Below are 22,965 nucleotides of genomic sequence, written 5' to 3'. Positions count from 1 at the left end.
CGCACATCCCCCACGACGCGGGCCGCGCCACCCCACGCGACCACGGCCGTACCGGCGGTTCGGCCCGAACACCCAGGCGACCAAGGAGAGGGCATGGCCCGGCGCGACGACCCCACCCCACCTGACCGCGGACCGCACACCACCGGTCCCGCGACGCCCTCGGAGAACCGGCCCGCCGAGCCCGACCACGGCCCGGCCGGCCCACCGAGAGAACACCACCGCGAACACCCGCACGACGATTCCCCCACGGCCCCGGCGGAGCGCGAGGCCGAAGGCCCGCAGGACGGCACCCCCAGCTCCCCCGGGGAGCGCGAGGCGGAGGGCAGTGCCCTGGAGGTGCGGCCGCCGGTGTCCCGCGAGCCCGGCGACCGAGCCGTCGCGGACGGGCGCGTCGCCGCGACGGGGCGCCGTCGGCGGCGGGGGCCGCTCGCCGGGTTCGTGGTTCTGCTGGCCGTGGTCATGACCGGGGGTGCCCTGGCCGTGGGAGCGGGACGGGACGGCCATGAGGCGGCCGGCCTCGCGGGCGGGGCCGTGGCTCCGGAGCTGCTCGCCGGGGGAAGTGCGGGCACCGGCATCACGTCGCTCCAGGCGCGTCTGCGGGCGCGGCCGAAGGACCACGCCGCCTGGGCCGCCCTCGGACTCGCCGAGGTCGAGGAGGCGCGGACCAAGGGCGATCCCTCGCGGTACCCGCAGGCCGAGAGGGCGCTGACGCGGTCGCTGAAGCTGGCGCCCGGAAACGACCCGGCCCTCGCCGGCCGGGCCGCGCTCGCCGCCGCCCGGCACGACTTCGCCGACGCCCTGGCCCACGCGGACCAGGCCCTGGAGCGGAACCCCTACAGCGAGCGCGCCCTGTCCTCCCGGATCGACGCCCTCGTCGAACTCGGCCGGTACGACGAGGCGTCCGAGGCCGCCGACACCGCCGACGCCCGGCGCCCGGGCGTGCCGGTCTTCACGCGCTACGCCTACGTGCACGAGCTGCGCGGCGACGTCACCACCGCCCGCCGTGTCCTCGAGCAGGCGCTCGCCGCCGCCACCTCCCGTGGCGACATCGCCTACGTCGCCACGCAGCTCGGCCAACTCGCCTGGAACCAGGGCGACCACAAGGCCGCCCTCGGCCACTACGCGCGGGCCCTCGCCGCCGACGACGGCTACCTGCCCGCCCTGGAGGGCCGCGCCCGCGCCCGGGCGGCGAGCGGTGACCTCGCCGCCGCCGTCACGGACCTGGAGGACGTCGTCTCCCGCTCCCCGCTGCCCGGACCGCTCGTCGCGCTCGGGGAGTTGTACGAGGCCCGCGGCACCGCCGGTGACCGGGCGAAGGCGCGGAACCAGTACGCCCTGGTCGACGCCTGGATCGCGCTCGCCCGCGCGGGCGGCGTCAACGCCGACCTGGACACCGCGCTCGCCGCCGCCGACCACGGCGACGCCGGGGCGGCGCTGCGCGCGGCACGCGCCGAGTGGGCCCGCCGGCACACCGTGCACACCGCGGACGCGCTCGCCTGGGCGCTGTTCAGGAACGGCCGCGCCCGGGAGGCCCTCCCCTACGCCCGGCAGGCCACGGCCACCGGCTACCGCAACGCCGCGTTCCTCTACCACCGCGGCATGATCGAGCACGCCACCGGCCACACCGACGCCGCCCGCACCCACCTCACAGCCGCCCTGAAACTGAACCCCGGCTTCTCCCTCCTGGCCGCCCGCACGGCACGCACGACCCTGAAGTCCCTGGAGACAGCCCGGTGAAACACCTCCACCCACTCCACGCCACCGCACTCCACACCACCGCGGCCGCCCCCGCCAGGGCGCCGCACAAGAACGGCCGCCCCCTGGAAGCCCTCCCCCACGCCCAGCAGGCCACGGCCACCGGCCACCGCAACACAGCCGTGAAACCGAACCCCGGCTTCTCCCCCCTCACCGCCAGCACGGCACGCACGACCCTGAAGTCCCTGGAGACAGCCCGGTGAAACACCTCCACCCACTCCGCGCCACCGCGGCCCTCCTCGCCGCGGCCTGCGCGCTCGTCCTCGTCCCGGCCGGCGCCGCGAGCGCGCATCCGCTCGGGAACTTCACCGTCAACCGCTACGACGGGCTGGTCGCCTCCCCCGGCGTGCTCCGTGTGGACCACGTCGAGGACCTCGCCGAGATCCCGGCGGCCCAGGCCAAGCCGGACATCGAGCGGATCGGCCTGGCGGCGTGGGCCCGGCAGCGGTGCGAGAAGGCCGCGCGGGACAGCACCGTCACGGTCGACGGGCGCACGGTCGCGATCACCGCGCACGGCAGCCACGCGCGCGTGCGCCCCGGCCAGGCTGGCCTCGACACCCTCCGGGTGGAGTGCGGGCTCAGCGCGCCGCTGCCCGAGGGAGCCACCGCCGTCGGCTTCCGCGGCGCGGAGGCGTCCTCCGGGCCCGGCTGGCGGGAGATCACTGCGCGCGGCGACCGGATGACGCTCACCGCGTCCGATGTGCCGAAGGCTTCCGTGTCCCGCGAACTGACCGTCTATCCGGCGCGGTTGCTGTCCTCCCCCGCCGACACCTCCGCCGCGTCCCTGCGGGTGCGGCCGGGCGGCCCCGCGCTCGCCGACGAGCGGCGCGACGCGCCCGCCGCCTCCGTGCTGCCCCGCGGCGCCGACCGCTGGACACGGGCTCTGGACGACCTGGTCGCCCGGCACGACCTCACCCTCGGCTTCGCCGCCCTCGCCCTGGTCGTCGCCGTCGGGCTCGGCGCCCTGCACGCCCTGGCCCCGGGCCACGGCAAGACCGTCATGGCGGCGATGGCGGCGGCGCGCGGCGGCCGGGCCCGCCCGAGGGACGTCCTGCCGCTGGCCGCCTCGGTGACCGTCACTCACACGCTCGGCGTGGTCGCGCTCGGGCTGCTGGTCGCGGCCGGCTCCGCGGCCGCGCCCTCGGTGATCGCCTGGCTGGGAGTCGCCGGCGGCGTCCTGGTCACCCTGGCGGGCGCCGGCCTCGTACGCCGCGCCTGGCGCAACCGCGACCACGGGCACGGTCACAGTCATGGGCACGGGCATGCGCACAGCCACGATCACGGCCTGGAACACACTCACGGCGGCCGCACCCACACCCACCCCGCGGCCCCCACCCTCCGCGGCACCCTGCTCCTGGGGTTCGCCGGCGGGCTCGTGCCCAGTCCGTCCGCGGTGGTGGTCCTGGTGGGCGCGGCGGCGCTGGGGCAGGCCTGGTTCGGGCTGCTGCTCGTGGTGGCGTACGGCGTCGGACTCGCCCTGACCCTCACCGCGGCCGGGATCGCCGTGGTGAAGCTGGGCAGCGGCGTGCACCGGCTGCTGGACGGGCGCCCCCGCTGGACCGCGGGCCCGGCGGCGGCCCTGGTGCGCAGGACCGCACCGCTCGGGTCGGCGTGCGTGGTCGTCGCTCTGGGGGCCGGGCTGATGCTCAAGGGGGCGGCAGCGGCGCTGGGCTGAGCGATGACCGAGAGGTCCCGCAGGCTCGGCCCGAGGGGCGGGCCGGCGCGGCGGAGACCCCGGCGGGCGGGGTCTCCGCTTCGGGCGCGAAGAGGGCCTGGTGGTGCCTGGTGGTGACGGCGGGTCAGGCCGCCTTGTTGAACACCGGGAGGTAGCCACCGGAGTGGCCGGCCGCCGTCGGGTGGTAGGACTCGCCGATGCTGAGCCAGTTGACGCTGTGCAGCCATGAGCTTCCGGAGCAGATCTCGTGGCCGGTGAAGGTGGTGCGGACGTCGCCGAAGACGAAGCCGTGGTTGGCGGCGATCTTGGCAATGGCGGCGTCGATGTAGTCGGCGGCGCCGTTGATGGCGGAGCGCTTGGCCTCGCTGAGGCCCAGGCAGAGCTGTCCGAGCAGGTAGAAGCGGGGGTAGCCGATGACGACCACGCGCGCGTTGGGAGCCTTGGTGCGGATCGTCGAGTAGAGGTTGTTCAGCTTGCCGGGCAGCGTCGAGTCGATGTACGCCCTGGCGGTGTTGATGCGCGAGATGCAGTCGCTGTCGGACTGGAGCACACAGGTCGTCATGACGTCCGAGAACCCGGCGTCGTTGCCGCCGACGGTGATCGAGACGAGGGCGGTGGCGGAGTTGAGCGGGCCGAGCTGGTTGGCCAGTACGTCGTCGGTCCTGGCACCCGAGCAGGCGGTGAAGGAGAACGACGACGGGGAGTTGGCGGCGTTCCACAGGTAGGGGTACGCGTTCGTGCTGCGGTTGCAGCTGCCGCTGGAGCTGATGTAGCTGCCGGCGCCCACCCCGGATGAGTAGGAGTCGCCGAGGGCCACGTACGGGCCGTTCGCTGCCAGTTGGGCCGCCTGCGCCGTCGCCGCCCCGGTCAGGGCGAGGCCGATGGCCAGGAGGAGGGAACCGATATAGGCGGAAATTCGGGAACTTCGTCTCATGGAACCTCCCTTTAGCAGGATCTCTGCCGTAACCGTGGTAGCAGCTACGCGTGTTGACAGGGAAGTGTCCATGTCAAAACTTTTCAGCGATCAACGAAATCCGTTGTGACGCAAGAGGCTTGGGAGGTCGGGAACCGGCCACTCGAAGGAGGTCCGTAAGCAGGCGAGCACCCGTACGAGCGGCTTCCGCATCTTGACGAGCGCCGCGGGCTGCGCGACATTGAAGCCCGGCATCCGGCGCTTCGGGGGGCAAAGTCGCCAATGCAGACCATACGCATCAAGACAGCTTCAACACCGGGCACACAGCGGGCGCGGCCAGGGCCGGGGAGGGACCTGTCACCGCTGCTCGCGGGCGCCGCGACGGCAGTCGGGGGGATCGGTGCGCTGCTCGCGCTCACCGGCTCCAACTCCCCCCTGCGCGGCCCGTTGACGCTGTTCTTCCTGCTCGCGGCGCCGGCCGCGGCCATCGCCGCCGCGCTGCGCGGGCTGGATCCTTTCGGCCGTGTCCTCGTCTCGGTGGCGGGCGCGGTCGTCCTCGACATGCTGGTGGCCCAGGGGATGCTGGCCGTGCACCGATGGTCCGTCAGCGGCGGGCTGCTGGCCGTCACCGCGTTCAGCTCCCTCGTTCTCCTGCTGGTTCTGGTGCGGCGGCAGCGCGGCCGTACGGCGAGAAGACAGGGCTCCTGACGTGGACATCAGCGTGTACCGCCCCGGCGAGCTGAGCGCCGCCGACCGGGCGGCGTGGACCGCGATGCAGTCCAAGGCTCATCTGCACGGTGCGGAGGAACTGGCGAACCCCTTCCTGTCCCCCGAGTTCACGCTCGCGGTGGGCCGGTGCAGACGCGGGGTGCGGATCGCGGTGGTCCGCGAGGACGGCGAGCCCGCCGCGTTCTTCCCGTTCCAGAGATCGGCGACCGGCGTCGGCCGGGCCGTCGGGCTCGGCGTCTCCGACTGCCAGGGCCTGGTGCACCGGCCCGGCTTCACCTGGGACGCCCGTGAGCTGCTGCGGGCCTGCTCACTGGCCGTCTGGGAGTTCGACCACCTGGTGGCGGGCCAGGAGCCGTTCGAGGCGGGAGCCTCCGGCAGCTTCCCGTCCCCGGTCATGGACGTCGACCAGGGCTACGACACGTATGTGCGCGAACTGCGCGCCCGGTCGCCCAAGTTCACCCGGACCACACTCGCCAAGGAACGCAGGCTGGGCCGCGACACGGGCCCGGTGCGCTACGTCCACGACGAGCGCGACCCCGCCGCGCTGCGCGGGCTGATGGCCTGGAAGTCCGCCCAGTACCGGCGGACCGGGCGCAGCGACCGCTTCGCGCACGAGTGGATCACCCGCCTGGTGACACAGCTGTTCCACACCCGCTCCGACTCCTTCGCGGGGATCCTGTCGGTGCTGTACGCGGACGGCCGGCCGGTCGCCGCCCACTTCGGGCTGCGCTCCGAACGGGTGCTGGCCTGCTGGTTCCCGGCCTACGACCCGGCGTACGCGAAGTTCTCCCCGGGGCTGATCCTGCATCTGCGCATGGCCGAGGCGGCCGCCGCCGACGGCATCGCGTACCTGGATCTCGGCCGGGGCCAGAAGGAGTACAAGGACTCCCTGAGGACACGCGAACTCAGCGTGTGCGAAGGGTGGGTGACACGGCGTCATCCGGTGGCGCTCGGGCATCGGGCGCGCCGCGCCCCGGTCCGGGCGCTGCGCAACGCGGTGCTGTCGCGGCCGGAACTGTTCGAGCCCGCGGACAGGATCCTCAAACGCATGGGACAAATCCGTTCCAGGCGCTGAACAGTACGTACAGGGTTGCGTTACGGCAAAACCAACAAAAACGTGAGGCCTCGTTCCAGGTCTTGCCATACTGGTTCAATCATCAATACCGTCGTACATCTCACCCGCATCGGTCCGTCTGCAAGCGGCTCAAGGGGAGGGCTCGGGGCCGGGACGTTCCGGCGCGGAGCGCGGTAGGGGGGTGCCGTGCTCGGTGACCGCAGGTGTGACCGAGCCGTGCCGCGCGACCGGCTGCCGTTCTTCCGGCAGGCCGGACAGCTTTGCCAGCTCACCCGGCGTGTTCGGAGAGCCTTTCCGGCGCGCCCCGGGTGATCAACCCCCCTTTCGAACCGGATACACAGCCGGGCCGCCCGAGGGGCGGGCGGTCCGCCGGACGAGAGGGAACACGACTCATGAGCTCCGTTCTGCGCTCGCCTTCGTCGGAACAGGATCCGACGCTCGCCGCGGAATACCGGCCCATTTCCTCGCACTTGGCCATCACACCGCCGGTGAGCGTGGTGATTCCCGCCATGAACGAGGCCGAGAATCTGCCCTACGTCTTCAAGACACTTCCGGACTGGATTCACGAAGTGGTCCTCGTGGACGGCAATTCCACCGACGACACCGTCGAAGTGGCCCGGGAACTGTGGCCCAAGGTGAAGGTCGTCGACCAGCGCGGCAAGGGCAAGGGGGATGCCCTGATCACCGGTTTCGAGGAGTGCACCGGCGACATCATCGTGATGGTCGACGCCGACGGCTCGGCCGACGGCGGCGAGATCGTCTCGTACGTCTCGGCCCTGGTCTCGGGCGCGGACTTCGCCAAGGGCTCCCGGTTCGCCAACGGCGGCGGCACCGACGACATGACCTTCATCCGCAAGCTCGGCAACCGGGCCCTGTGCGCCGTGGTCAACCGCAAGTTCGGCGCCCGCTACACCGACCTGTGCTATGGGTACAACGCGTTCTGGCGGCACTGCCTGGACAAGATCGAGCTGGACTGCACCGGCTTCGAGGTCGAGACGCTGATGAACATCAGAGTGGTCAAGGCCGGACTGAAGGTGCAGGAGATCCCCAGCCACGAGTACCTGCGCATCCACGGCGCCAGCAATCTGCGCGCCGTACGGGACGGACTGCGGGTGCTGAAGGTGATCCTCAAGGAGCGCTCCAACCGGCGTGAACTGCGCCGCCAGGGCCGCCAGGCCCGTCGGTCACCGATGCTCGACACGGTGCGGGGAGAGGCGTCTTGAGCGGTCTCGGCATCTCCGTCGTGATCTGCGTCTACACCGAGGACCGCTGGGAGGACATCCTCGCGGCGGTCTCCTCGGTGCGGGCGCAGTCCCGGCCGGCCCTGGAGACCCTCCTGGTGGTGGACCACAACCCGGCGCTGCTGGAGAGGCTGGCCAAGGAGTACAAGGAGTACCCGGACGGCGGCGAGGTGCGGGTGCTCGCCAACGCGGGCCCGCGCGGCCTGTCCGCCGGCCGCAACACGGGCATCGCCGCCTCCCGCGGCGAGATCGTCGCCTTCCTCGACGACGACGCCGTGGCCGAGCGGGACTGGCTGCGGCACTTCGCCGAGGGGTACGCGGACCCGCGGGTCATGGCCGTCGGCGGCCGGACGGTCCCGGTCTGGGCGTCGGGCCGCCGGCCGGCCTGGTTCCCGGAGGAGTTCGACTGGGTGGTGGGCTGCACCTACCGCGGCCTGCCGCCGGGCCGGGTCCGGGTGCGCAACGTGCTCGGCGGCAACGCCTCCTTCCGGCGCACGGCGTTCGACGCGGCGGGCGGCTTCGCCACCGGCATCGGCCGCGACGGCGACAAGCGCCCGCTGGGGTGCGAGGAGACGGAGCTGTGCATCCGGCTCACCCGGGCCCGCCCGGACGCGGTCCTCCTGATCGACGACCGGGCGGTCATCCACCACCGGGTGCCCGAGGCGCGCGAGCACTTCCGTTACTTCCGCACCCGCGTCTACGCGGAGGGCCTGTCGAAGGCGCTGGTCGCGCGGAGCGTCGGCGCGCAGAAGGGCCTCGAGTCCGAACGCCGGTACACGACCCGGGTGCTGCCCTCGGGAGTGGCCCGCGGGCTGCGGGACGCGCTGCTGGCCCGGCCGGGCGGCGCGGGCCGGGCCGGCGCGATCGTCGCCGGGGTGCTGACGGCCGCGGGCGGCTACGCCGTCGGCAGTGTCAGGGCCCGGCGGAGCGGCACGGCGTTCTCGGTGTCATCGGTGTCATCGGTGTCATCGGTGTCATCGGCGGCCGGGATCGCGCACGCCCCGCGGGACGTGAGGACCGGGCAGACCCCGCAGACCCCGCAGACCGGGGAGACCGGGGAGACCGAGGAGACCGGGCAGGACGAGGAGGGACGCACCACATGAACGGCCGTACCAGCGCGCCCGTGCCGGTGCTCATGTACCACGCGGTCGCGCCGGAGCCCAACGAGGCCACCCGCGAACTGTCCGTGACGCCCGAGGCGTTCGCGGAGCAGATGGCCGTGCTCAAGGACCGGGGCTTCCAGCCGGTCACCACGGCCCGGCTGGCCGGGCACTGGCGTGGCGGGGGCCCGCCGCCGCTGCCCGCGAACCCCGTCCTGATCACCTTCGACGACGGCTACGAGGGCGTGCACCGCTACGCCCTGCCGACGCTGGACCACTACGGCTTCCCCGCCACGCTGTTCGTCTCCACGGGCTGGATCCGCGGCGCCCACCACACCGGCGGGGGCCTGGACACCATGCTCGACTGGGACCAGGTGCGCGAACTCGCGGCCGGCGGGGTCGAGATCGGCGGGCACAGCCACACCCACCCGCAGCTCGACCAGCTCGACGACGACACCCTGTGGTCGGAGCTGATCCGCTGCAAGGAGATCGTCGCCGGTGAACTGGGCACCGTGCCCGCCTCGTTCGCCTACCCCTACGGCTACTCCAGCCGCCGGGTGCGGGCCCTGGTGCGGGCGGCGGGCTTCACCCAGGCCCTCGCCGTCGGCAACGCCCTGGCCCGCCGACGACAGGGCCCGTACGCGCTGCACCGGCTCACGGTGCGCCGCAGCACGACCACCGAGGAGTTCGAGCGGATCGTCGAGGGCCGCGCGATCACCCGGAACTTCGCCAGGGACCGCGCCCTCACCAAGGGCTACGCCATGGTCCGCAGAGCCCGACAGGTCCGCCGGAAGGCCATCCGTACCCGTGTCTGACACGACCACCACCACCGAGGCATCGGCCACCGAACCCGACGCGCCCGAGCAGCCGGGGCGCCGTCTGCGGCTGCCGGGACGGAGCCGGTCCCCCGGCGGCAACCCGCTGTTCCGCAACGCCTACGCGCTGATGCTCAACACCGGGATCTCCGCGGTGCTGGGCCTCGGCTACTGGCTGGTCGCGGCCCGCTACTACTCCGACGACGCGGTCGGCCAGGGTTCGGCCGCCATCGCCGCCATGAAGCTCCTCGCCGGGCTGACCGCGGTGACGCTCACCGGGGCCCTGGCCCGCTTCATCCCGATCTCCGGCCGCGCCACCGGGCGACTCATCGCCCGTACGTACGTGGGCAGTTCGCTGATCGTGGCGTGCGCGGCCGGGATGTTCCTGCTCACCCTCGACGTGTGGGGGCCGTCGTACCGCTTCCTGCACGGGCTCGCCCACGGCCTCGGCTTCGTCGTCGCCGTCATGGCGTGGAACCTGCTCACCCTCCAGGACGGGGTGCTGACCGGGCTGCGCAGCGCGCCCTGGGTCCCGGTGGGCAACACCGTTTTCTCGGGAGTGAAGCTGGCCCTGCTGGTGGGGCTCGCCGCCGCGATCCCGACGACCGGCGTCTTCGTCTCCTGGGTCGCGGCGATCGCCTTCTCCATCGTGCCCCTGGGCTGGTTGGTGTTCCGGCGCCTGGTGCCCCGGCACGTACGGGCGACCGAGGACCATGCCAAGCCGCCGACCGCGAAGGAACTCGGGCGGTTCCTGGCGGGCGACTACACCGGCTCGCTGTTCTCCCTCGCGGTCGTCTACCTGGTGCCGGTGATCATCGCCGCGCAGGTCAGCTCCGCGGACAACGCGTACTTCTACATCACGACCACCATCGGCGGCACGGTCAACCTGCTCGCCATCAACATGGGTGCCTCACTGACCGTCGAGGGGTCGCACGACCCGGCCCGGCTGGCCGCCAACACCCGCGAGGCGCTGAAGCGGATGGCCCGCATCATGCTGCCCATCTGCGGGCTGCTGTTCCTGCTGGCGCCGTACATCCTGCACGTCTTCGGCGAGGGCTACGCGCACGCGGCCACCCCGCTGCTGCGCTGGTTCGCCGTAGGCGCCCTGCTGCGGGTCGTGATGGAGACGTACTTCGCGGTGCTGCGCGCCCAGAGCCGTACCGCCGGACTGGCCTGGCTCCAGGGCCTGTTGTGCGCGCTGGTGCTGGGTCTGACGCTGCTGCTGCTGCCCCGGATGGGGCTGACCGGCGCCGGCGTCGCGGAGATCTCCAGCCTCGCCGTGATCGTCGCGATCGCCGCGCCGAAGCTGTACCGGACCGTCAGGGCCGTGCCCTCCGCCGGCGTCCCCGACGACGCCGCACCCGACGGGGACCTCGCCGACCTGGGGGCGCGCGAGGACCCCGCCGGGATCGCACCGCACCGGGGGCCCGCCTGGGCAGCGGAGTCCGACACCCTCGCCCTGGGCATCCACATCGACTTCGACCACGTGGAGCGCCGGCCGGACGTACGGCCCGGACCGGGCACCCCGCCCGCCGGCACCGCCGCGGTGGACTCCGACCGGCCCCCGGCCGGGCCGCACGGACCAGAGGCGCTGGGGCTGCCGGTGGAGGAGCTGAATCCGGTCTCGCCGTCCTCGCCGGGACCGGCAGAGCGAGAGGTGGACGCCCCGTTCGGGCCGGAGGACCGAGCCGTCGTACCCGACGGCCCCTACTCCACCGCAGAGCAAGCCGCAGTACCCGGCGGCCCCTACCCCACCGGAGAGCAAGCCGTCGTACCCGGCGGTCCGTACACCGCCGGCGAGCGGGCCGTCGTGCCGGAGGCGCACTTCGCGGCGAGGGACGGGGCCGTCGTGCCGAAGATGGGGACCTCGCCGCGGGAGGCCACCCCGGAGGAGGACCTCCTCGCCCGGAGCGGGCCCGACCCGTCCTGGCGGGAGCGTCTCGCGCCCACCCGGGCCGGCGTCCTGCTCGGTTGTCTGCTGGCCGCGGCACTGCTGCTGTACTGGGTGCCCGCGCTGCGCCTTGACGACTCCGACCTGGACCGGATGGGCGGCCTCGGTCTCGTCTCGGTGCTGCCGCTGCCGACCCTGGCCGGCGCCGCGCTGCTGATCGGGGTGTTCGCCGCGCTGCTGTGGCTGCGCCGCGAACACCGGGCACTGCTGCTGGTCACCCTGGTCGCCACCGTCGTCTCCCTGCACGCGCTGCCCGCGGTGATCGAGAGCGAGCCGCGCTTCGCCACCGCCTGGCAGCACCTCGGCTTCATCGACTTCATCGACCGCACCGGATCGGCCGTGCCGGACCTCGACGCGCGGTGGAGCTGGCCCGGGTTCTTCGCGGTGGCCGCCTTCGTCGCCCGCGCGTGCGGTCTGAGCGACTTCACGGAGGTCATCCGCTGGTGGCCGCTGACCATCCAGCTGCTCTACCTGCCCCCCATGTTCCTGCTGACCCGCTCGCTGCGGGCGAGCTGGCGGGCCAGGTGGACCGGCGTGTGGATCTTCGTGCTCAGCGGCTGGGTGGGCCAGGACTACTTCTCCCCGCAGGGCTTCACCTATCTGCTGTACCTGGCCTTCGTGGCGATCCTCCTCGTCTGGTTCCGGGCGCCGCGGATGCTGTGGACCAAGGCCCGGCCGGGCGAGGCGGAGGTGGAGCCGGCCGACCGGCGGCAGCGGGCGGTGCTGCTCCTGGTGGTGATCGGCCTGTTCGCCGCCAGCGTCCCGGCGCACCAGCTCACCCCGTTCGTGATGCTGGGCGTGCTGGCCGTGCTGGTCCTGGTCCGCCGATCCGAACTGCGCGGTCTGCCCGTGCTGTTCGCGGTACTGGCGGCGTTCTGGCTGGGCTTCATGGCCGAGCCGTACTGGTCCGGCCACTTCGACGAGCTGTTCGGCGGGGTCGGCGGCGTCGGCAGCAACGTCTCGACGTCCGTCTCGGGCCGGATCCAGGGCGGCGACTCGACCCACCAACTGGTGCTGTACGCACGCGTGCTGCTGGCGGGCTCCGTGATGGCCTTCGCCTGCTGGGGCTGGTGGCGGCGACGCGAGCACAAGTACCGCGAGCGGTCCCTGCCGGTGCTCACCTTCGTGCCGTTCCTCGGCTTCGGCATGCAGTCCTACGGCGGCGAGATGGCGCTGCGGGTCTTCATGTTCGCCCTGCCCGGGGCCGCCCTGCTCGCCGCGCTCGCGCTCTTCCCGCGCACCGGCGCCACCGCGGAGGAACGGGACAAGGACCGGGTGAGCCTGGCGCCGCTGGCCGCGCTGATGGCGGGCCTGCTGCTCATGGGCGGCTTCCTGGTCGCCCGGTGGGGCAACGAGACCTTCGAGCGGATCCGGCCCGGCGAGGTCGCGGCCATGGACTACGTGTACGCCCACGACAGGCCGACGGTACGGCTGCTGTGGCTGAGCAACGACCCGGCCGTCAACGTCACTCCGGCCATGCCGTGGGGCGCGCGGGACATGGAGCGCGTCGACTACGTGCCCACCCTGGCTCCGGCCGACCCGGTGCTGGTCTCGGGCCTGGTCAAGTCGCTCAAGGACGCGGGTCCGAACGCGTACCTGATGATCAACCGCAGTCAGGTGACGTATCTGCGGATGGACGTGGGCTACTCGGCCACCTGGGAGTCGCGGCTGGTGCGCCACCTCGACGACCGGCGGGAGCTGAGGAAGGTCCTCGGCAACGACGACGTGACCCTGTACCAGCTGCGTGAGCAGCCCTCCGATCCCGTGCCCGAGCCGAACCCGGGGCCCATCGGGCCGAGGGTGACGTGGACGCCGTGGTCGGTGGTCGGCGGAGTCGCGGCGCTGGCGCTGACCGTGCTGCTGACGGCGCGGGAGGTCGTCCGGGTCGCGATGCGGCCCAGTGTGCGCCGGCTGCGGTGGCTCCAGAGCAGCTTCTGGTTCTCGCTGCCGCTGCTGGCGGTGCTGTTCGCCTCGCTGGTGCAGCGGTTCCTGACCATGGGAGGCGGCTGAGCGGACGGCGGGTGGAGCGGCTCCGGCGGGTTACCGCTGGAGCCACTTCACCTCGTACGCCTTCATGTCGAAGCGCCTGCCGTCGATCCGCGCGCTGATCGTGCGGTTCAGGGTGTTGACCACCAGGACCGTCCGGTCGTCGGCCAGCACGCGCACGTTGGGCACGTCGTCCGGGGCGACGGACACCGTCCGGTACCGGGTCCCCGGCGGGAACGCCCGGTTGAACCGGGAGACCAGGTCGTACATGGGAAGCACCCGGCCGCCGCCGGAGGAGTCGGTCGGGGTCCACAGGCAGCCGGGGCAGTCGCCCGTGCGGTTCTCGGGGTTCCAGTAGAAGCCGGTGGAGGCGCCGCCCTTGGCCATGGCGATCAGGCCGGCGGCCTGGACGGCGACGCGGTGCGGTTCGGACCAGTCCTTGCGGTCGTCGTTGCGGTCGGCGGGCTCGACGTAGTACTCGGCCCACCACAGCGGCAGGCCGCCCGTCTGCGACCGCACCCACCGGCCGACGTCCGTCAGCTTGTCGGTGGCGCGGAACTCGTCGGGCAGCAGGTCGTCGTCCTTGGTGTAGCTGGAGCCGTCCACGACGACGAAGTCGGCGCCCGCCTTGTGCTGGTTCCAGTAGGCGAAGGCGTCCAGGACCCGCTGGTCCAGGGCTCCCCAGGGGCCCCTCAGGACGGTGGAGACGTCCTGCTTCTGCCGCGGGTCGACGCTGTCCATGACCAGGTACGGTCCCCCCACCATGATCTTGGGGTCGACCTGCTTGAGCGCCTTGTGAACCAGGTTGTAGAGCTCGGTGTAGCCCTCGTAGTCCCAGCGGCCCTCGGCGTTGTTCCAGAAGCCCTTGAACTCGTTCCAGACGATGAAGTGGCGTACGTCCGGATAGCGTTCGGCGACGGTCGCGGCGAGTGCGGCGTAGTCCTTGTAGTGGTCGCGGGTCGGCGCGGTCTCCAGGGCGTCCTGGCTCCAGTCGGTGTTGTCCACGCCGGCCCGGCCGCCCTTCATCCAGTCGGGCGCGCAGCACAGCGTGATCACCGGAGTGCCGCCCGAGGCGCGGACGAAGTCGATCCGCCGGTCCAGCGCCTCGAAGTCGTAACGCCCCTTGACCGGCTCGGGGTTGTCGGCGCCCCAGCCCATGATCGCCTGGTTCTGCGGCAGGCCGCCGTCCTTCGACAGCAGCGCCTCGGCCCGGCCGGTAGCGGCCGCGCTGCCCTCGTCGGCGCTGAACTGGGTGTGGGTGAAGCCCCAGCCGACGTCCGGCTCGTCCGCGTTCCGCGGGGTCGCCGGTGTCCCGTGCACCTTGCCGCCGTCGCGTGTGGTGCCCTCGGTGCTCGCGCCGCCGGGCAGCGTGCTGAGCAGGGCCACGACCAGGGCCACCGCCGTCACTCCCACGCCGAGCAGCGCGGTGAGCCGCCACCGCCCCGCCTCCGGATTCCCCCCATGACGTCTCATCAAGGACAACAGTAAGGGCGGAAATCATCCGCGGGACAGGGTTCCGGCAGGCTCGGCCCGCGACGGGCTCCGGCCGGGCGCCGGCACGGGACGCGCGGGGGAAACCGGGTGCGCGCGGCGCCCGCGTGACAGATCATGGCGGCATGCCCGCGAACCCGCACGACGCTCTGCCGATCCGGCTCACCGTCGACGACTCCGACTCGCCGTCCGACGTCGTCGACGCGCTGTTCCTCGGCCGCTTCGCGACGGGCGAGCAGCCGTACTCGCACGCGGCGAACATCGACCGTGTGCGCCCCGGCGCCACCCTGCTGCCCGAGGACGCCCGCGTGCTGCGCGCGGCCCGCGACGACGACCGCAGCGCGACCCTCGCCGAGGGCGAGGGCTGGACGCTGCTGATCTCCCGGTGGAACCGGGGAGCCGACGTCACGGTCACCGCGACCAGCGCCGAGCTGGCCGCGAAGGTGCTGGAGCAGGCGACGGACGGCGCCGCGGACGAGCCGGAGCCACAGCCGGAGAACGTGACGATGGGCTTCTGGTACGTCTCGCCCCGGCGCGGCCCGCACCGCACCACCCGGCAGATCTCGGCGGGCACCTGGGACGAACTGCGGCCGAACTACACCGCTCCGGTCGCGGACGCCATGGACCGGCTGATGAAGACGACCCCCCAGGACATCGCGGGCCGGCTGCTCCTGCTGCACGGCCCGCCGGGCACGGGCAAGACCTCGGCGCTGCGGACCCTGGCCCGGTCCTGGCGCGACTGGTGCCAGGTGGACTGCGTGCTGGACCCGGAGCGGCTGTTCAGCGATGTCGGCTACCTCATGGACATCGCCATCGGCGAGGAGGACACGGCGGGCAAGGGGCGCTGGCGGCTGCTCCTGCTGGAGGACTGCGACGAGCTGATCCGCGGCGAGGCCAAGCACACCGCGGGCCAGGCGCTGTCCCGGCTGCTGAACCTCACCGACGGACTGCTCGGCCAGGGGCGCAACGTACTGGTCGGGGTGACGACCAACGAGGACCTGGAGCGCCTGCACCCGGCCGTGGTCCGCCCGGGCCGGTGTCTGGCCCGCATCGAGGTGGGCCGGCTGACCCGCCGGGAGGCGGTGAACTGGCTGGGCACCGAGGAAGGGGTGGGCCGCGACGGGGCGACCCTCGCCGAGCTGTACGCGCTGCGGCGGGGCACGTCGCCGACGGCGCTGCCGGAGCCGCGCGAGGGGGCCGACGCGGGTCTGTACCTGTGAGGGGTCCCGGGCGGGCACCGGTGCTTTGATGGGCGTATGACCCTGTTCGTCGGGACGTCGGGCTGGCAGTACAAGGACTGGCGGGGCGTGCTGTACCCGCAGGGGTGCCCCACACGGCTGTGGCTGGAGGAGTACGCCGCCGCCTTCGCCACCCTGGAGGTCAACAACGCCTTCTACCGGCTGCCCGCGCGGGAGACCTTCGAGGCCTGGCGGGAGCGGGTCCCGGCGGACTTCGTGGTCGCGGTGAAGGCGAGCCGGTACCTCACCCACATCAAGCGGCTGAAGGACCCCGGGGAGCCGGTGCACCGCCTGATGACGCACGCGGCGGGCCTCGGCGACCGGCTGGGCCCGGTGCTGCTCCAGCTCCCTCCGACCCTGCGCGCGGATCCGGGACTGCTGGACGCCTGCCTGGCGTGCTTCCCGTCCGGCACCCGGGTCGCGGTCGAGCCGCGCCACGATTCGTGGTGGACGCCGGAGGTGCGCGAGGTCCTCCGGGCCCGGGGCGCCGCCCTGTGCTGGGCCGACGCCTACGCCCGCCCGGTCACGCCGCTGTGGCGGACGGCCGGCTGGGGGTACGTCCGCTTCCACGTGGGCCGCGCCCGGGCCTGGCCGCACTACGGCCGGCGGTCGCTGGAGACCTGGGTCGACCGGATCGCCACGACCTGGCCGGACACCAGGGACGTGTACACCTACTTCAACAACGACCCGACGGGGGCGGCGGTCCAGGACGCGGTGGTGTTCGCACGGGCGGCCAGGAGCGCGGGCCTGGCGGTGACCCGCACTCCGGCGCTCACGGGTGACCGGCAGAAGGTCCCTCCGGGCCGGTGACTCTGTTGCGGGGCCGCCGCTCCCCTACCGCTCCCCGTAGGCCGCCCGCAGGGCGTCCCGGACGGCGGTGAGCGCGTCGTCCTCGGTGAGCCCGAGCCGTCGCACCCGCTCGGCGTACGCCTGGGCGGCGGCCGCGGTCTCCCGCGCCGCCGCCGAGTCCGCGGCGGCGACGAACGTGCCGTTGCGCCCACGCGTCTCGATCACGCCGTCCGTCTCCAGCGCCCGGTAGGCCTTGGCGACCGTGTTCGCCGCGAGCCCGAGCGACTCGGCCAGCCCGCGCACCGTGGGCAGCCGGTACCCCACCGGCAGCACCCCCGACCGCGCCTGCTCGGAGATCTGCGCCCGCACCTGCTCGTAGGGAGGTGCGCCGTCCTCGATGTGGATCTTCAACGTCACGGGGTGATTGTCCCGCACCCGCGCGCGTAAGGCCCAGCGGAAAATGGGAGGCACCCCGCCCGGTCTCCGCCGTAGCGTGCCCCTCCATGACCGTGATCATCCGCGACCTGCGTCCCGACGCGCCGGCCGACCTCGAGGGCTTCGCCCGTGTCCGGCACCGCGCGCTGCCGTTCATACTGTTCACCCCCGGCTCACTCGTCCACGACCTCACCCACCTGCACCCCGACGCCCACTACCGGCCGCTGGTCGCCGTGGCGGACGGCGAGGTGATCGGCACCGCGCAGGTGCACCTGTCCCACGAGAGCACCGAGCCCGGCCAGGGCAACATCAACGTGTACGTGGATCCCGAGCACACCCGCCGCGGCGCCGGCACGCTCCTCGTACGGGCCGCCGAGGAACATCTGGCCGCGCACGGGGCGACCAGGCTGCACTCCTGGGTCCTGGACGAGCCGGGCAACCGCGCCTTCGCCGAGCGGCACGGCTACCGCGCGAGCCGGAGCGCGCGCTTCCTCCGCCTGGACCTGGCGGGCGGCACCCTGCCGCCGCGGCAGGACCCGCCGCCTGGCGTGGAACTGCGCCGGGGCACGGACTTCGCCGACGACCCGCGCCCCCTGTTCGAGCTGGACGCGGAGACCACGGCGGACGAACCCAGCGACGTGGACTACGAGTTCACCGACTACGCGGCCTGGCTGGCGGAGACCTGGCGGCACCCGCTGTTCAGCCCCGAACTGACGTCGGTGGCGGTGGTGGACGGCCGTCCCGCGGCCTTCACCGCGGCCCGTACGGACGGCGGCACCCGCTACTCCACCGCCATGACGGGCACCGCCCGCGCCTTCCGCGGCCGGGGCCTGGCCAAGCTCGCCAAGAACGACTCGCTGCACCGCGCCCGGGCCGCCGGGTACACGGAAGCGTTCACGGGCAACGACACCGGCAACGCGCCGATGATCGCGATCAACGAGTGGTTCGGGTACGCGGTCTGCGGGACGGAGGTGCGCCATGTCCGCGAACTCGGCTGAGGCCGGCGGCCGGCCGCCGGCGCCGACGGAGGTGGACGTCGTCCTCGTCAAGGGCGGCCGCACCAAGATCCGCTACCGGGGCACGCTCGTGTCCGACGACGGCACGCGCCTCACCGTCCGGGCCGCGTGGGCGGGCGAGGGCGCCCGCGACTTCGGCTTCGTACGCTTCGAGCCGGGCGACGTCTTCACCGAGCACTACTGGCGGGACCGCTGGTACTCGGTGAAGGAGGTCCGCGACGCCTCAGGCGCGCTGAAGGGCTGGTACTGCGACGTCACCCGCCCCGCCACCCGCTCCGGCACGGACCTCGTCGTCGAGGACCTCGACCTGGACCTGTGGCGGTCCGCCGACGGCACGGACGTACGGCGCCTGGACGAGGACGAGTTCGCGGCGAGCGGCCTGGCGCGCACCGACCCCGGGGCAGCGGCCGCCGCCCTGGCCGCCCTCGACGAACTGGAGGGACTGGCCCGCGAGGGCGGCTTCGAGGCCCTGCTGTCCTGATTCCCGGACCGGCTCGCGCGGGCTCAGTCCGAGGCCACCACCGCGTACCGCTCGTCGTCCACCTCACGGCCCCAGAGTCGCGCGTCGGCCGACAGTGACTCCAGGTGGATGTGGGAGACGAGTGGCCGCAGAAGCATGGTCAGCCGGTCCGGGGGTATGCCGACGGGGGTGAGCGTGCCCCAGACTCCCTCGATCAGGACGAGCCGTCCGTCCGGCCGCAGCAGCCCCTGCCAGTGCCGCAGCGCGCGGGCGGGGTCGGGCAGTGTCCACAGGACGTGCCGGACCAGGACGGCGTCGAAGCGCTGCCGGCCCACCGGCGGGTCCGCCGCGTCGCCGGCCAGGAACACCGCGTCGTGGCCGGCGAGCTTCGCCCGGGCCCGCTCCACCATCGCCGGGGACAGGTCGACGCCGGTCACCCGATGCCCCTGCTCGGCCGCGAGGAGCGACAGGCTGCCGGTGCCGCAGCCGAGGTCGAGGATCTCGGCGGGGCGCCCGGGCAGCCAGCCGCGCAGCCGTTCGGCCCAGGCGGCGCGCACCCCCGGGTCGCGCAGCCCGTGATCCGGCTCCTCGTCGAAGACGGCGGCCTGGGCGTCCCAGTCCACCCCGGCCCAGCCCGCCCCGTCACCGTCGGTCGTCGTATGCGCACTCATGCACCCCAGAGTGACACCGACCACTGACAACCGAATCGTGACAGCCGCCACAGACAGACCCGCACCGATAAGCGACTCTCGCCCGAAAGGTCCTACCTCCGTACGAAGACGGACCCGGTAGGCCTCGAAGGAGGCAGCCATGCGCCGAGTGACAGTGCAGAAGCCCCTGAGGAAGACGGACGCCCGCCGCGTCCGCGAGGAAGCGGACCGGCGTCCCGCCGGGCGGCCCGAGGTCCGCAAGGACATCGCGCGCACGTGGTGGCCGGACACATGACCGGCGACCGGGCGATGAGACGTCAGACCAGCCGCTTGCGGTAGTGGACGCGGTCGTAGGGCCCGTCCACACGGCGCTCGACGACCTCGTAGCCGAAGCGCGGATAGATCCGCTGGTTCTCCCACATCAGCGCGTTCGTGTAGAGCCTGACCTCGGGCAGGCCCAGCGCACGCGCGCGCGTGTCCACGAACTCCAGCAGCCGCCGTCCCACCCCCGTCCCGTGCGCGTCGGGGTGGACGGCGACGCTGTCGAGGAAGAGATGGTCCGCGCGCGCCTCGATCACGACGAGCCCCGTCACCCGGCCCCCTTCGGGCTCCCGGACGACGAACACCTTCCCCGCCGCCACGTTCGCCGCGTGGTCCGCCTCCATGGGCGCCGGGACGACTCCGATGCGCTCGATGTAGGGGTGGTAGGCCGCGTCGGTCACCGCCTTCACGGCCGGTACGTCGGCGGCGGACGCCGCCGTGATCCCCTCGTCCGCCATGCCCTGCGTGCCCACCGCTCAGCCCCTGTCCCATCCCCACCTGAGCGCAGCCTCAGCGCTCCCTTAACGCGAGCATAAGGATCTCCCCGCACCACCTCCAACCGGCGTTTCCGCGGTGCGTTGCGGCTAGCTTCTGATCACCCCCACGGGATCCGTCCCACTCAACGGGATCCGTCCCGCCGTGTCAGAACAACCGCCCCGAGGAGTCCCCCTGATGCCCGCACGCCGCACGGCCGCCGCTTCCGCCGTCCTTGGCCTGGCCCCGCTGGCCCTGACCGCGCTCGCCGCGGCGCCCGCGGCCGCGCACGGCTCCATGGGGGACCCGGTCAGCCGGGTGGCCCAGTGCTACGCGGAGGGGCCGGAGAGCCCGAAGTCGGCGGCTTGCAAGGCGGCCGTCGAGGCCGGCGGCACCCAGGCGCTGTACGACTGGAACGGCATCCGGATCGGCGACGCGGACGGCCGCCACCGGGAGCTGATACCGGACGGCAGGCTGTGCAGCGCCGGCAACGAGGAGTTCAAGGGCCTGGACCTGCCCCGCGCGGACTGGCCCGCGACGGGCGTGCGCAGCGGCGCGTACACCTTCAGGTACCGCGTGACCGCCCCGCACAAGGGCACCTTCACGGTCTACCTCACCAAGCCGGGCTACGACCCGGCCAAGTCGCCGGCCTGGGACGACCTCGATCTGGCGCATCCGGTGGCGACAGCCACCGACCCGGTCGCCGTGGACGGCTTCTACACCTTCTCCGGCACGCTGCCCGAACGCTCGGGCAGGCACCTGCTGTACGCGGTGTGGCAGCGCTCGGACAGCCCGGAGGCGTTCTACTCCTGCTCGGACGTCACCTACGGCGGCGGGAACGGCGGCGGCGCGTCCGGCGGCTCCGCCCCGGCGCCGGCCGCCTCCGCGCCGACCGAGCGGCAGATCGAGGACGGCGCCGGCAGGTCGTCGGTCGAGCACCACGGCCACGGGGACGACGACGCCCGGACCACGACGGATCCGGTGGCGCCCGCGTCGGCGGAACCGGCCACGAGCCCGGAGTCGCATCCGGCGCCGGACCCGGCCGTGCGGTCGGCCGGGGACACGGCCGCGGCGGACCGCGGCGCACAGGCCGCCACCGACGAGCCGAACCGGCCGCGGGCCGCCGGCAGCCCGGTGAACCTGGCCGAGACCGGCGGCGACGGCCGCACGGCGTACCTCGCGGTCGGCGGCGCGGCCGCCCTGGCGCTCGGCTCGGCGGCCCTGTTCGCCTCGGTCCGGCGTCGCGCCGCGGCCGGCGGCGGGCGAGGCCGCTGACGCGGCCCGTCGAACGCGGGGCCTGTCCGGCGGCTCAGGCCGGGCAGGCCCCGAGCCACGTCAGCTGAAGACCGACGCGCAGGTGGTGGCGCCGGCGTGCGCCGGGTCGAGCGCGTTGGCCACCTCGTGGAAGGCGATGCGGTCGATGGTGCCGATCGTCACGTGCTCGGACAGGTCGACCGCGCACAGGTCCTGCAGCAGGACGTTGCGCACGTCGGGGCCGGTCAGGTACTGGCTGCGCCACGGCGTGACCACCTCGTCGTACTTGGTGGCGATGACCGTGTAGTGCACGCCGGGCACGGTGTCGCCGCCCTCGTTGAGCTTGGTGAGGAAGGCGGACCCGGCGATCTGGTCGGCGAGGCCGGGGGTGGCGGCCTTGAGCAGGTCGCTCGCGCCCGGGAAGTAGGGCAGGAGGTTGGTGAGGCCGCTGAGGGTGGTGCCGTGGTTGTCGGGCGCGATGCCGACGAGGGCGTTCACCTTGGCGGCTCCGCCGAGGAACTTCAGGTAGTAGCGGGGCATCATCCCGCCCTGTGAGTGGCCGACGAGGTCGGCCTTGGCGGCGCCGGTCGCGGCGAGCACCTTGTCGACGAAGGCGGACAGCTGCTCGGCCGACTTGTCGATGGGGCCGAGGCCGTAGAAGAGCGGGACGCCCGGCAACTGGCCGTAGTCGAGGGAGAAGACGCAGTAGCCGCGGCCCTTCAGATACGGCGCGAGGGACAGCCAGTTGTCGACGGAGTTGCCGAAGGTGCCGTGGACGAGGACGACCGGACGGGGGTGGGCGGCGGAGGGCTTGCAGCTGTAGTTGTTCCAGCCGCTGCTCGGAGCAGTGGCCGCGTGAGCGGTGACGGCGGGGGCGGTGGCGAGGGCGGCGGCCAGCACCAGGGCGGCCAGTGGTCTGAGGACGCGCTTGAAGGGCAGCATCGGGTGATCTCCTTGCGACTCAAGGGAGGTGCGACGGCACTACGCCCTGTGATCCGGATCACGGGATGCTGTTCACTCGTCAAGTTACGGACGAGTAGTAAAACTGTGAAGTTACGCGTCAGTAAAAACTTCGGGCGACGCCCGGCCACGACCGAGGGTCGTGATGTAACGCCCCTGACGAACCGTCACCAAGCGGGCCGGATCGGACCGTACGGCGCAAGACGCGCCAACTGTCCCCACAGCGCACGCACTTCACCCTCACCGATCGCCTCGCCCCACGCCCGCACGGCGTCGGCGGCCGACTCCTCCGCCGCGCGGGTGCAGGCCCGGCCGCGCTCGGTCAGCACGACCAGACGGGCCCGCGCGTCCTGGGGGTGCGGCAGGCGCTCCGCGTATCCCTTGCGCACGACCTCGTCGACGAGCTGACTGGCGGCCTGCTTGGTGACCCCCAGATGGGCGGCCAGCTCGGTGACCGTCGCCCCGCCCGGGGCCAGCCGCACGAACGCGAAGCCGTGCGCCGGCCGGAGCCCCTCGAAGCCGCGGGCGACGACGCCGTCATGGATGCGCTGGGTCAGCTCGCCGGCGACGGCCAGCAGGGTGGCGGACAGGGCCATGGCTTCGGAGTTCTGCACGGAGGCATTGAAACACCCTTGAC

22 protein-coding genes are annotated in these 22,965 nt (G+C 73.1%); 15 read left to right on the top strand and 7 right to left on the bottom strand.

Translation table 11 applies throughout. The annotated features are described in order from the left end of the window. Positions 1–93: 93 nt before the first annotated feature. From ACWC91_RS05770 to ACWC91_RS05760, 3 genes are read left to right on the top strand one after another with little or no spacing between them, the layout of a single operon-like run. Positions 94–1,737 carry a tetratricopeptide repeat protein gene (locus ACWC91_RS05770; protein ID WP_450725813.1) on the top strand — a complete coding sequence of 548 codons (1,644 nt, stop codon included), beginning with the start codon at positions 94–96 and terminating at the stop codon, positions 1,735–1,737. Further along, positions 1,734–1,958, top strand: coding sequence for a hypothetical protein (locus ACWC91_RS05765; RefSeq protein ID WP_376502791.1), 225 nt, complete (start codon positions 1,734–1,736; stop codon positions 1,956–1,958). The genes ACWC91_RS05770 and ACWC91_RS05765 overlap by 4 nt, the downstream gene beginning before the upstream one ends. Continuing rightward, the gene (locus tag ACWC91_RS05760; RefSeq protein ID WP_450643351.1) at positions 1,955–3,430 is read left to right on the top strand and encodes a nickel transporter; all 1,476 of its coding nucleotides are present in this window, start codon (positions 1,955–1,957) and stop codon (positions 3,428–3,430) included. The genes ACWC91_RS05765 and ACWC91_RS05760 overlap by 4 nt, the downstream gene beginning before the upstream one ends. A 124-nt stretch (positions 3,431–3,554) precedes the next feature. On the opposite strand, the gene ACWC91_RS05755 is transcribed toward ACWC91_RS05760, so the two are convergent. Next, positions 3,555–4,364 (bottom strand): SGNH/GDSL hydrolase family protein, encoded by an 810-nt coding sequence (locus ACWC91_RS05755; protein WP_225076073.1) that lies wholly within the window; start codon positions 4,362–4,364, stop codon positions 3,555–3,557. A gap of 261 nt (positions 4,365–4,625) precedes the next feature. On the opposite strand from ACWC91_RS05755, the gene ACWC91_RS05750 reads away from it, so the two are divergent. The 6 genes from ACWC91_RS05750 (at position 4,626) to ACWC91_RS05725 (ending at position 13,264) form a co-directional block, all read left to right on the top strand. Next, positions 4,626–5,051, top strand: coding sequence for a hypothetical protein (locus ACWC91_RS05750; RefSeq protein ID WP_225076072.1), 426 nt, complete (start codon positions 4,626–4,628; stop codon positions 5,049–5,051). A gap of 1 nt (position 5,052) precedes the next feature. After that, positions 5,053–6,147 (top strand): GNAT family N-acetyltransferase, encoded by a 1,095-nt coding sequence (locus tag ACWC91_RS05745; protein WP_281155281.1) that lies wholly within the window; start codon positions 5,053–5,055, stop codon positions 6,145–6,147. A 392-nt stretch (positions 6,148–6,539) separates the two neighbouring features. After that, on the top strand, positions 6,540–7,370 hold the full coding sequence (locus tag ACWC91_RS05740) for a glycosyltransferase family 2 protein (RefSeq protein ID WP_281155282.1): 831 nt from the start codon (positions 6,540–6,542) through the stop codon (positions 7,368–7,370). Continuing rightward, positions 7,367–8,491 carry a glycosyltransferase family 2 protein gene (locus tag ACWC91_RS05735; RefSeq protein ID WP_450643354.1) on the top strand — a complete coding sequence of 375 codons (1,125 nt, stop codon included), beginning with the start codon at positions 7,367–7,369 and terminating at the stop codon, positions 8,489–8,491. Before ACWC91_RS05740 ends, ACWC91_RS05735 begins: the two co-directional genes overlap by 4 nt. Further along, complete coding sequence (locus ACWC91_RS05730) at positions 8,488–9,303, top strand: polysaccharide deacetylase family protein (protein ID WP_225076069.1); 816 nt, start codon at positions 8,488–8,490, stop codon at positions 9,301–9,303. Before ACWC91_RS05735 ends, ACWC91_RS05730 begins: the two co-directional genes overlap by 4 nt. After that, a complete protein-coding gene (locus ACWC91_RS05725; protein ID WP_450643356.1) occupies positions 9,296–13,264 on the top strand; it encodes a lipopolysaccharide biosynthesis protein in 3,969 nt (1,322 codons plus the stop codon). Before ACWC91_RS05730 ends, ACWC91_RS05725 begins: the two co-directional genes overlap by 8 nt. Before the next feature lie 30 nt (positions 13,265–13,294). Here the strand turns inward: ACWC91_RS05725 and ACWC91_RS05720 are convergent, their stop codons facing one another. Then, positions 13,295–14,713, bottom strand: coding sequence for a GH39 family glycosyl hydrolase (locus tag ACWC91_RS05720; protein ID WP_450643357.1), 1,419 nt, complete (start codon positions 14,711–14,713; stop codon positions 13,295–13,297). Positions 14,714–14,856: 143 nt separating this feature from the next. Between ACWC91_RS05720 and ACWC91_RS05715 the strand changes: the two genes are divergently transcribed. Together ACWC91_RS05715 and ACWC91_RS05710 are read left to right on the top strand one after the other, a co-directional pair. Then, positions 14,857–15,951: a DUF5925 domain-containing protein gene (locus ACWC91_RS05715; RefSeq protein ID WP_281155286.1), complete on the top strand. Its 1,095-nt coding sequence runs from the start codon at positions 14,857–14,859 to the stop codon at positions 15,949–15,951. Between the two features lie 36 nt (positions 15,952–15,987). Further along, positions 15,988–16,779 carry a DUF72 domain-containing protein gene (locus ACWC91_RS05710; protein ID WP_376502785.1) on the top strand — a complete coding sequence of 264 codons (792 nt, stop codon included), beginning with the start codon at positions 15,988–15,990 and terminating at the stop codon, positions 16,777–16,779. A 24-nt stretch (positions 16,780–16,803) separates the two neighbouring features. On the opposite strand, the gene ACWC91_RS05705 is transcribed toward ACWC91_RS05710, so the two are convergent. Continuing rightward, positions 16,804–17,175, bottom strand: coding sequence for a GntR family transcriptional regulator (locus ACWC91_RS05705; RefSeq protein WP_376502783.1), 372 nt, complete (start codon positions 17,173–17,175; stop codon positions 16,804–16,806). 86 nt (positions 17,176–17,261) lie between these two features. Between ACWC91_RS05705 and ACWC91_RS05700 the strand changes: the two genes are divergently transcribed. Continuing rightward, positions 17,262–18,191: a GNAT family N-acetyltransferase gene (locus tag ACWC91_RS05700; RefSeq protein WP_376502781.1), complete on the top strand. Its 930-nt coding sequence runs from the start codon at positions 17,262–17,264 to the stop codon at positions 18,189–18,191. Then, entirely contained in the window at positions 18,172–18,690 is a 519-nt protein-coding gene (locus ACWC91_RS05695; protein ID WP_225076062.1) for a DUF402 domain-containing protein, read from the top strand. Before ACWC91_RS05700 ends, ACWC91_RS05695 begins: the two co-directional genes overlap by 20 nt. A gap of 23 nt (positions 18,691–18,713) precedes the next feature. Here ACWC91_RS05695 and ACWC91_RS05690 read toward each other — a convergent pair whose 3' ends face one another. Further along, complete coding sequence (locus ACWC91_RS05690; RefSeq protein WP_225076061.1) at positions 18,714–19,340, bottom strand: class I SAM-dependent methyltransferase; 627 nt, start codon at positions 19,338–19,340, stop codon at positions 18,714–18,716. Between the two features lie 139 nt (positions 19,341–19,479). Between ACWC91_RS05690 and ACWC91_RS05685 the strand changes: the two genes are divergently transcribed. Next, positions 19,480–19,614 carry a hypothetical protein gene (locus tag ACWC91_RS05685; protein WP_141362376.1) on the top strand — a complete coding sequence of 45 codons (135 nt, stop codon included), beginning with the start codon at positions 19,480–19,482 and terminating at the stop codon, positions 19,612–19,614. Positions 19,615–19,636: 22 nt separating this feature from the next. Here the strand turns inward: ACWC91_RS05685 and ACWC91_RS05680 are convergent, their stop codons facing one another. Further along, a complete protein-coding gene (locus ACWC91_RS05680) occupies positions 19,637–20,098 on the bottom strand; it encodes a GNAT family N-acetyltransferase (protein WP_225076291.1) in 462 nt (153 codons plus the stop codon). Between the two features lie 214 nt (positions 20,099–20,312). Here ACWC91_RS05680 and ACWC91_RS05675 point away from each other — a divergent pair, with 214 nt between their 5' ends. Then, complete coding sequence (locus tag ACWC91_RS05675) at positions 20,313–21,389, top strand: lytic polysaccharide monooxygenase auxiliary activity family 9 protein (protein ID WP_225076060.1); 1,077 nt, start codon at positions 20,313–20,315, stop codon at positions 21,387–21,389. A 60-nt stretch (positions 21,390–21,449) separates the two neighbouring features. Here ACWC91_RS05675 and ACWC91_RS05670 read toward each other — a convergent pair whose 3' ends face one another. Together ACWC91_RS05670 and ACWC91_RS05665 are read right to left on the bottom strand one after the other, a co-directional pair. Next, the gene (locus ACWC91_RS05670) at positions 21,450–22,310 is read right to left on the bottom strand and encodes an esterase/lipase family protein (RefSeq protein WP_281155725.1); all 861 of its coding nucleotides are present in this window, start codon (positions 22,308–22,310) and stop codon (positions 21,450–21,452) included. 185 nt (positions 22,311–22,495) lie between these two features. Further along, positions 22,496–22,942 carry a MarR family winged helix-turn-helix transcriptional regulator gene (locus ACWC91_RS05665; RefSeq protein ID WP_281155724.1) on the bottom strand — a complete coding sequence of 149 codons (447 nt, stop codon included), beginning with the start codon at positions 22,940–22,942 and terminating at the stop codon, positions 22,496–22,498. Positions 22,943–22,965: the final 23 nt, after the last annotated feature.

Source organism: Streptomyces sp. NPDC001204 (assembly GCF_053598035.1).
This window is presented reverse-complemented; position numbering and strand designations above follow the sequence as displayed.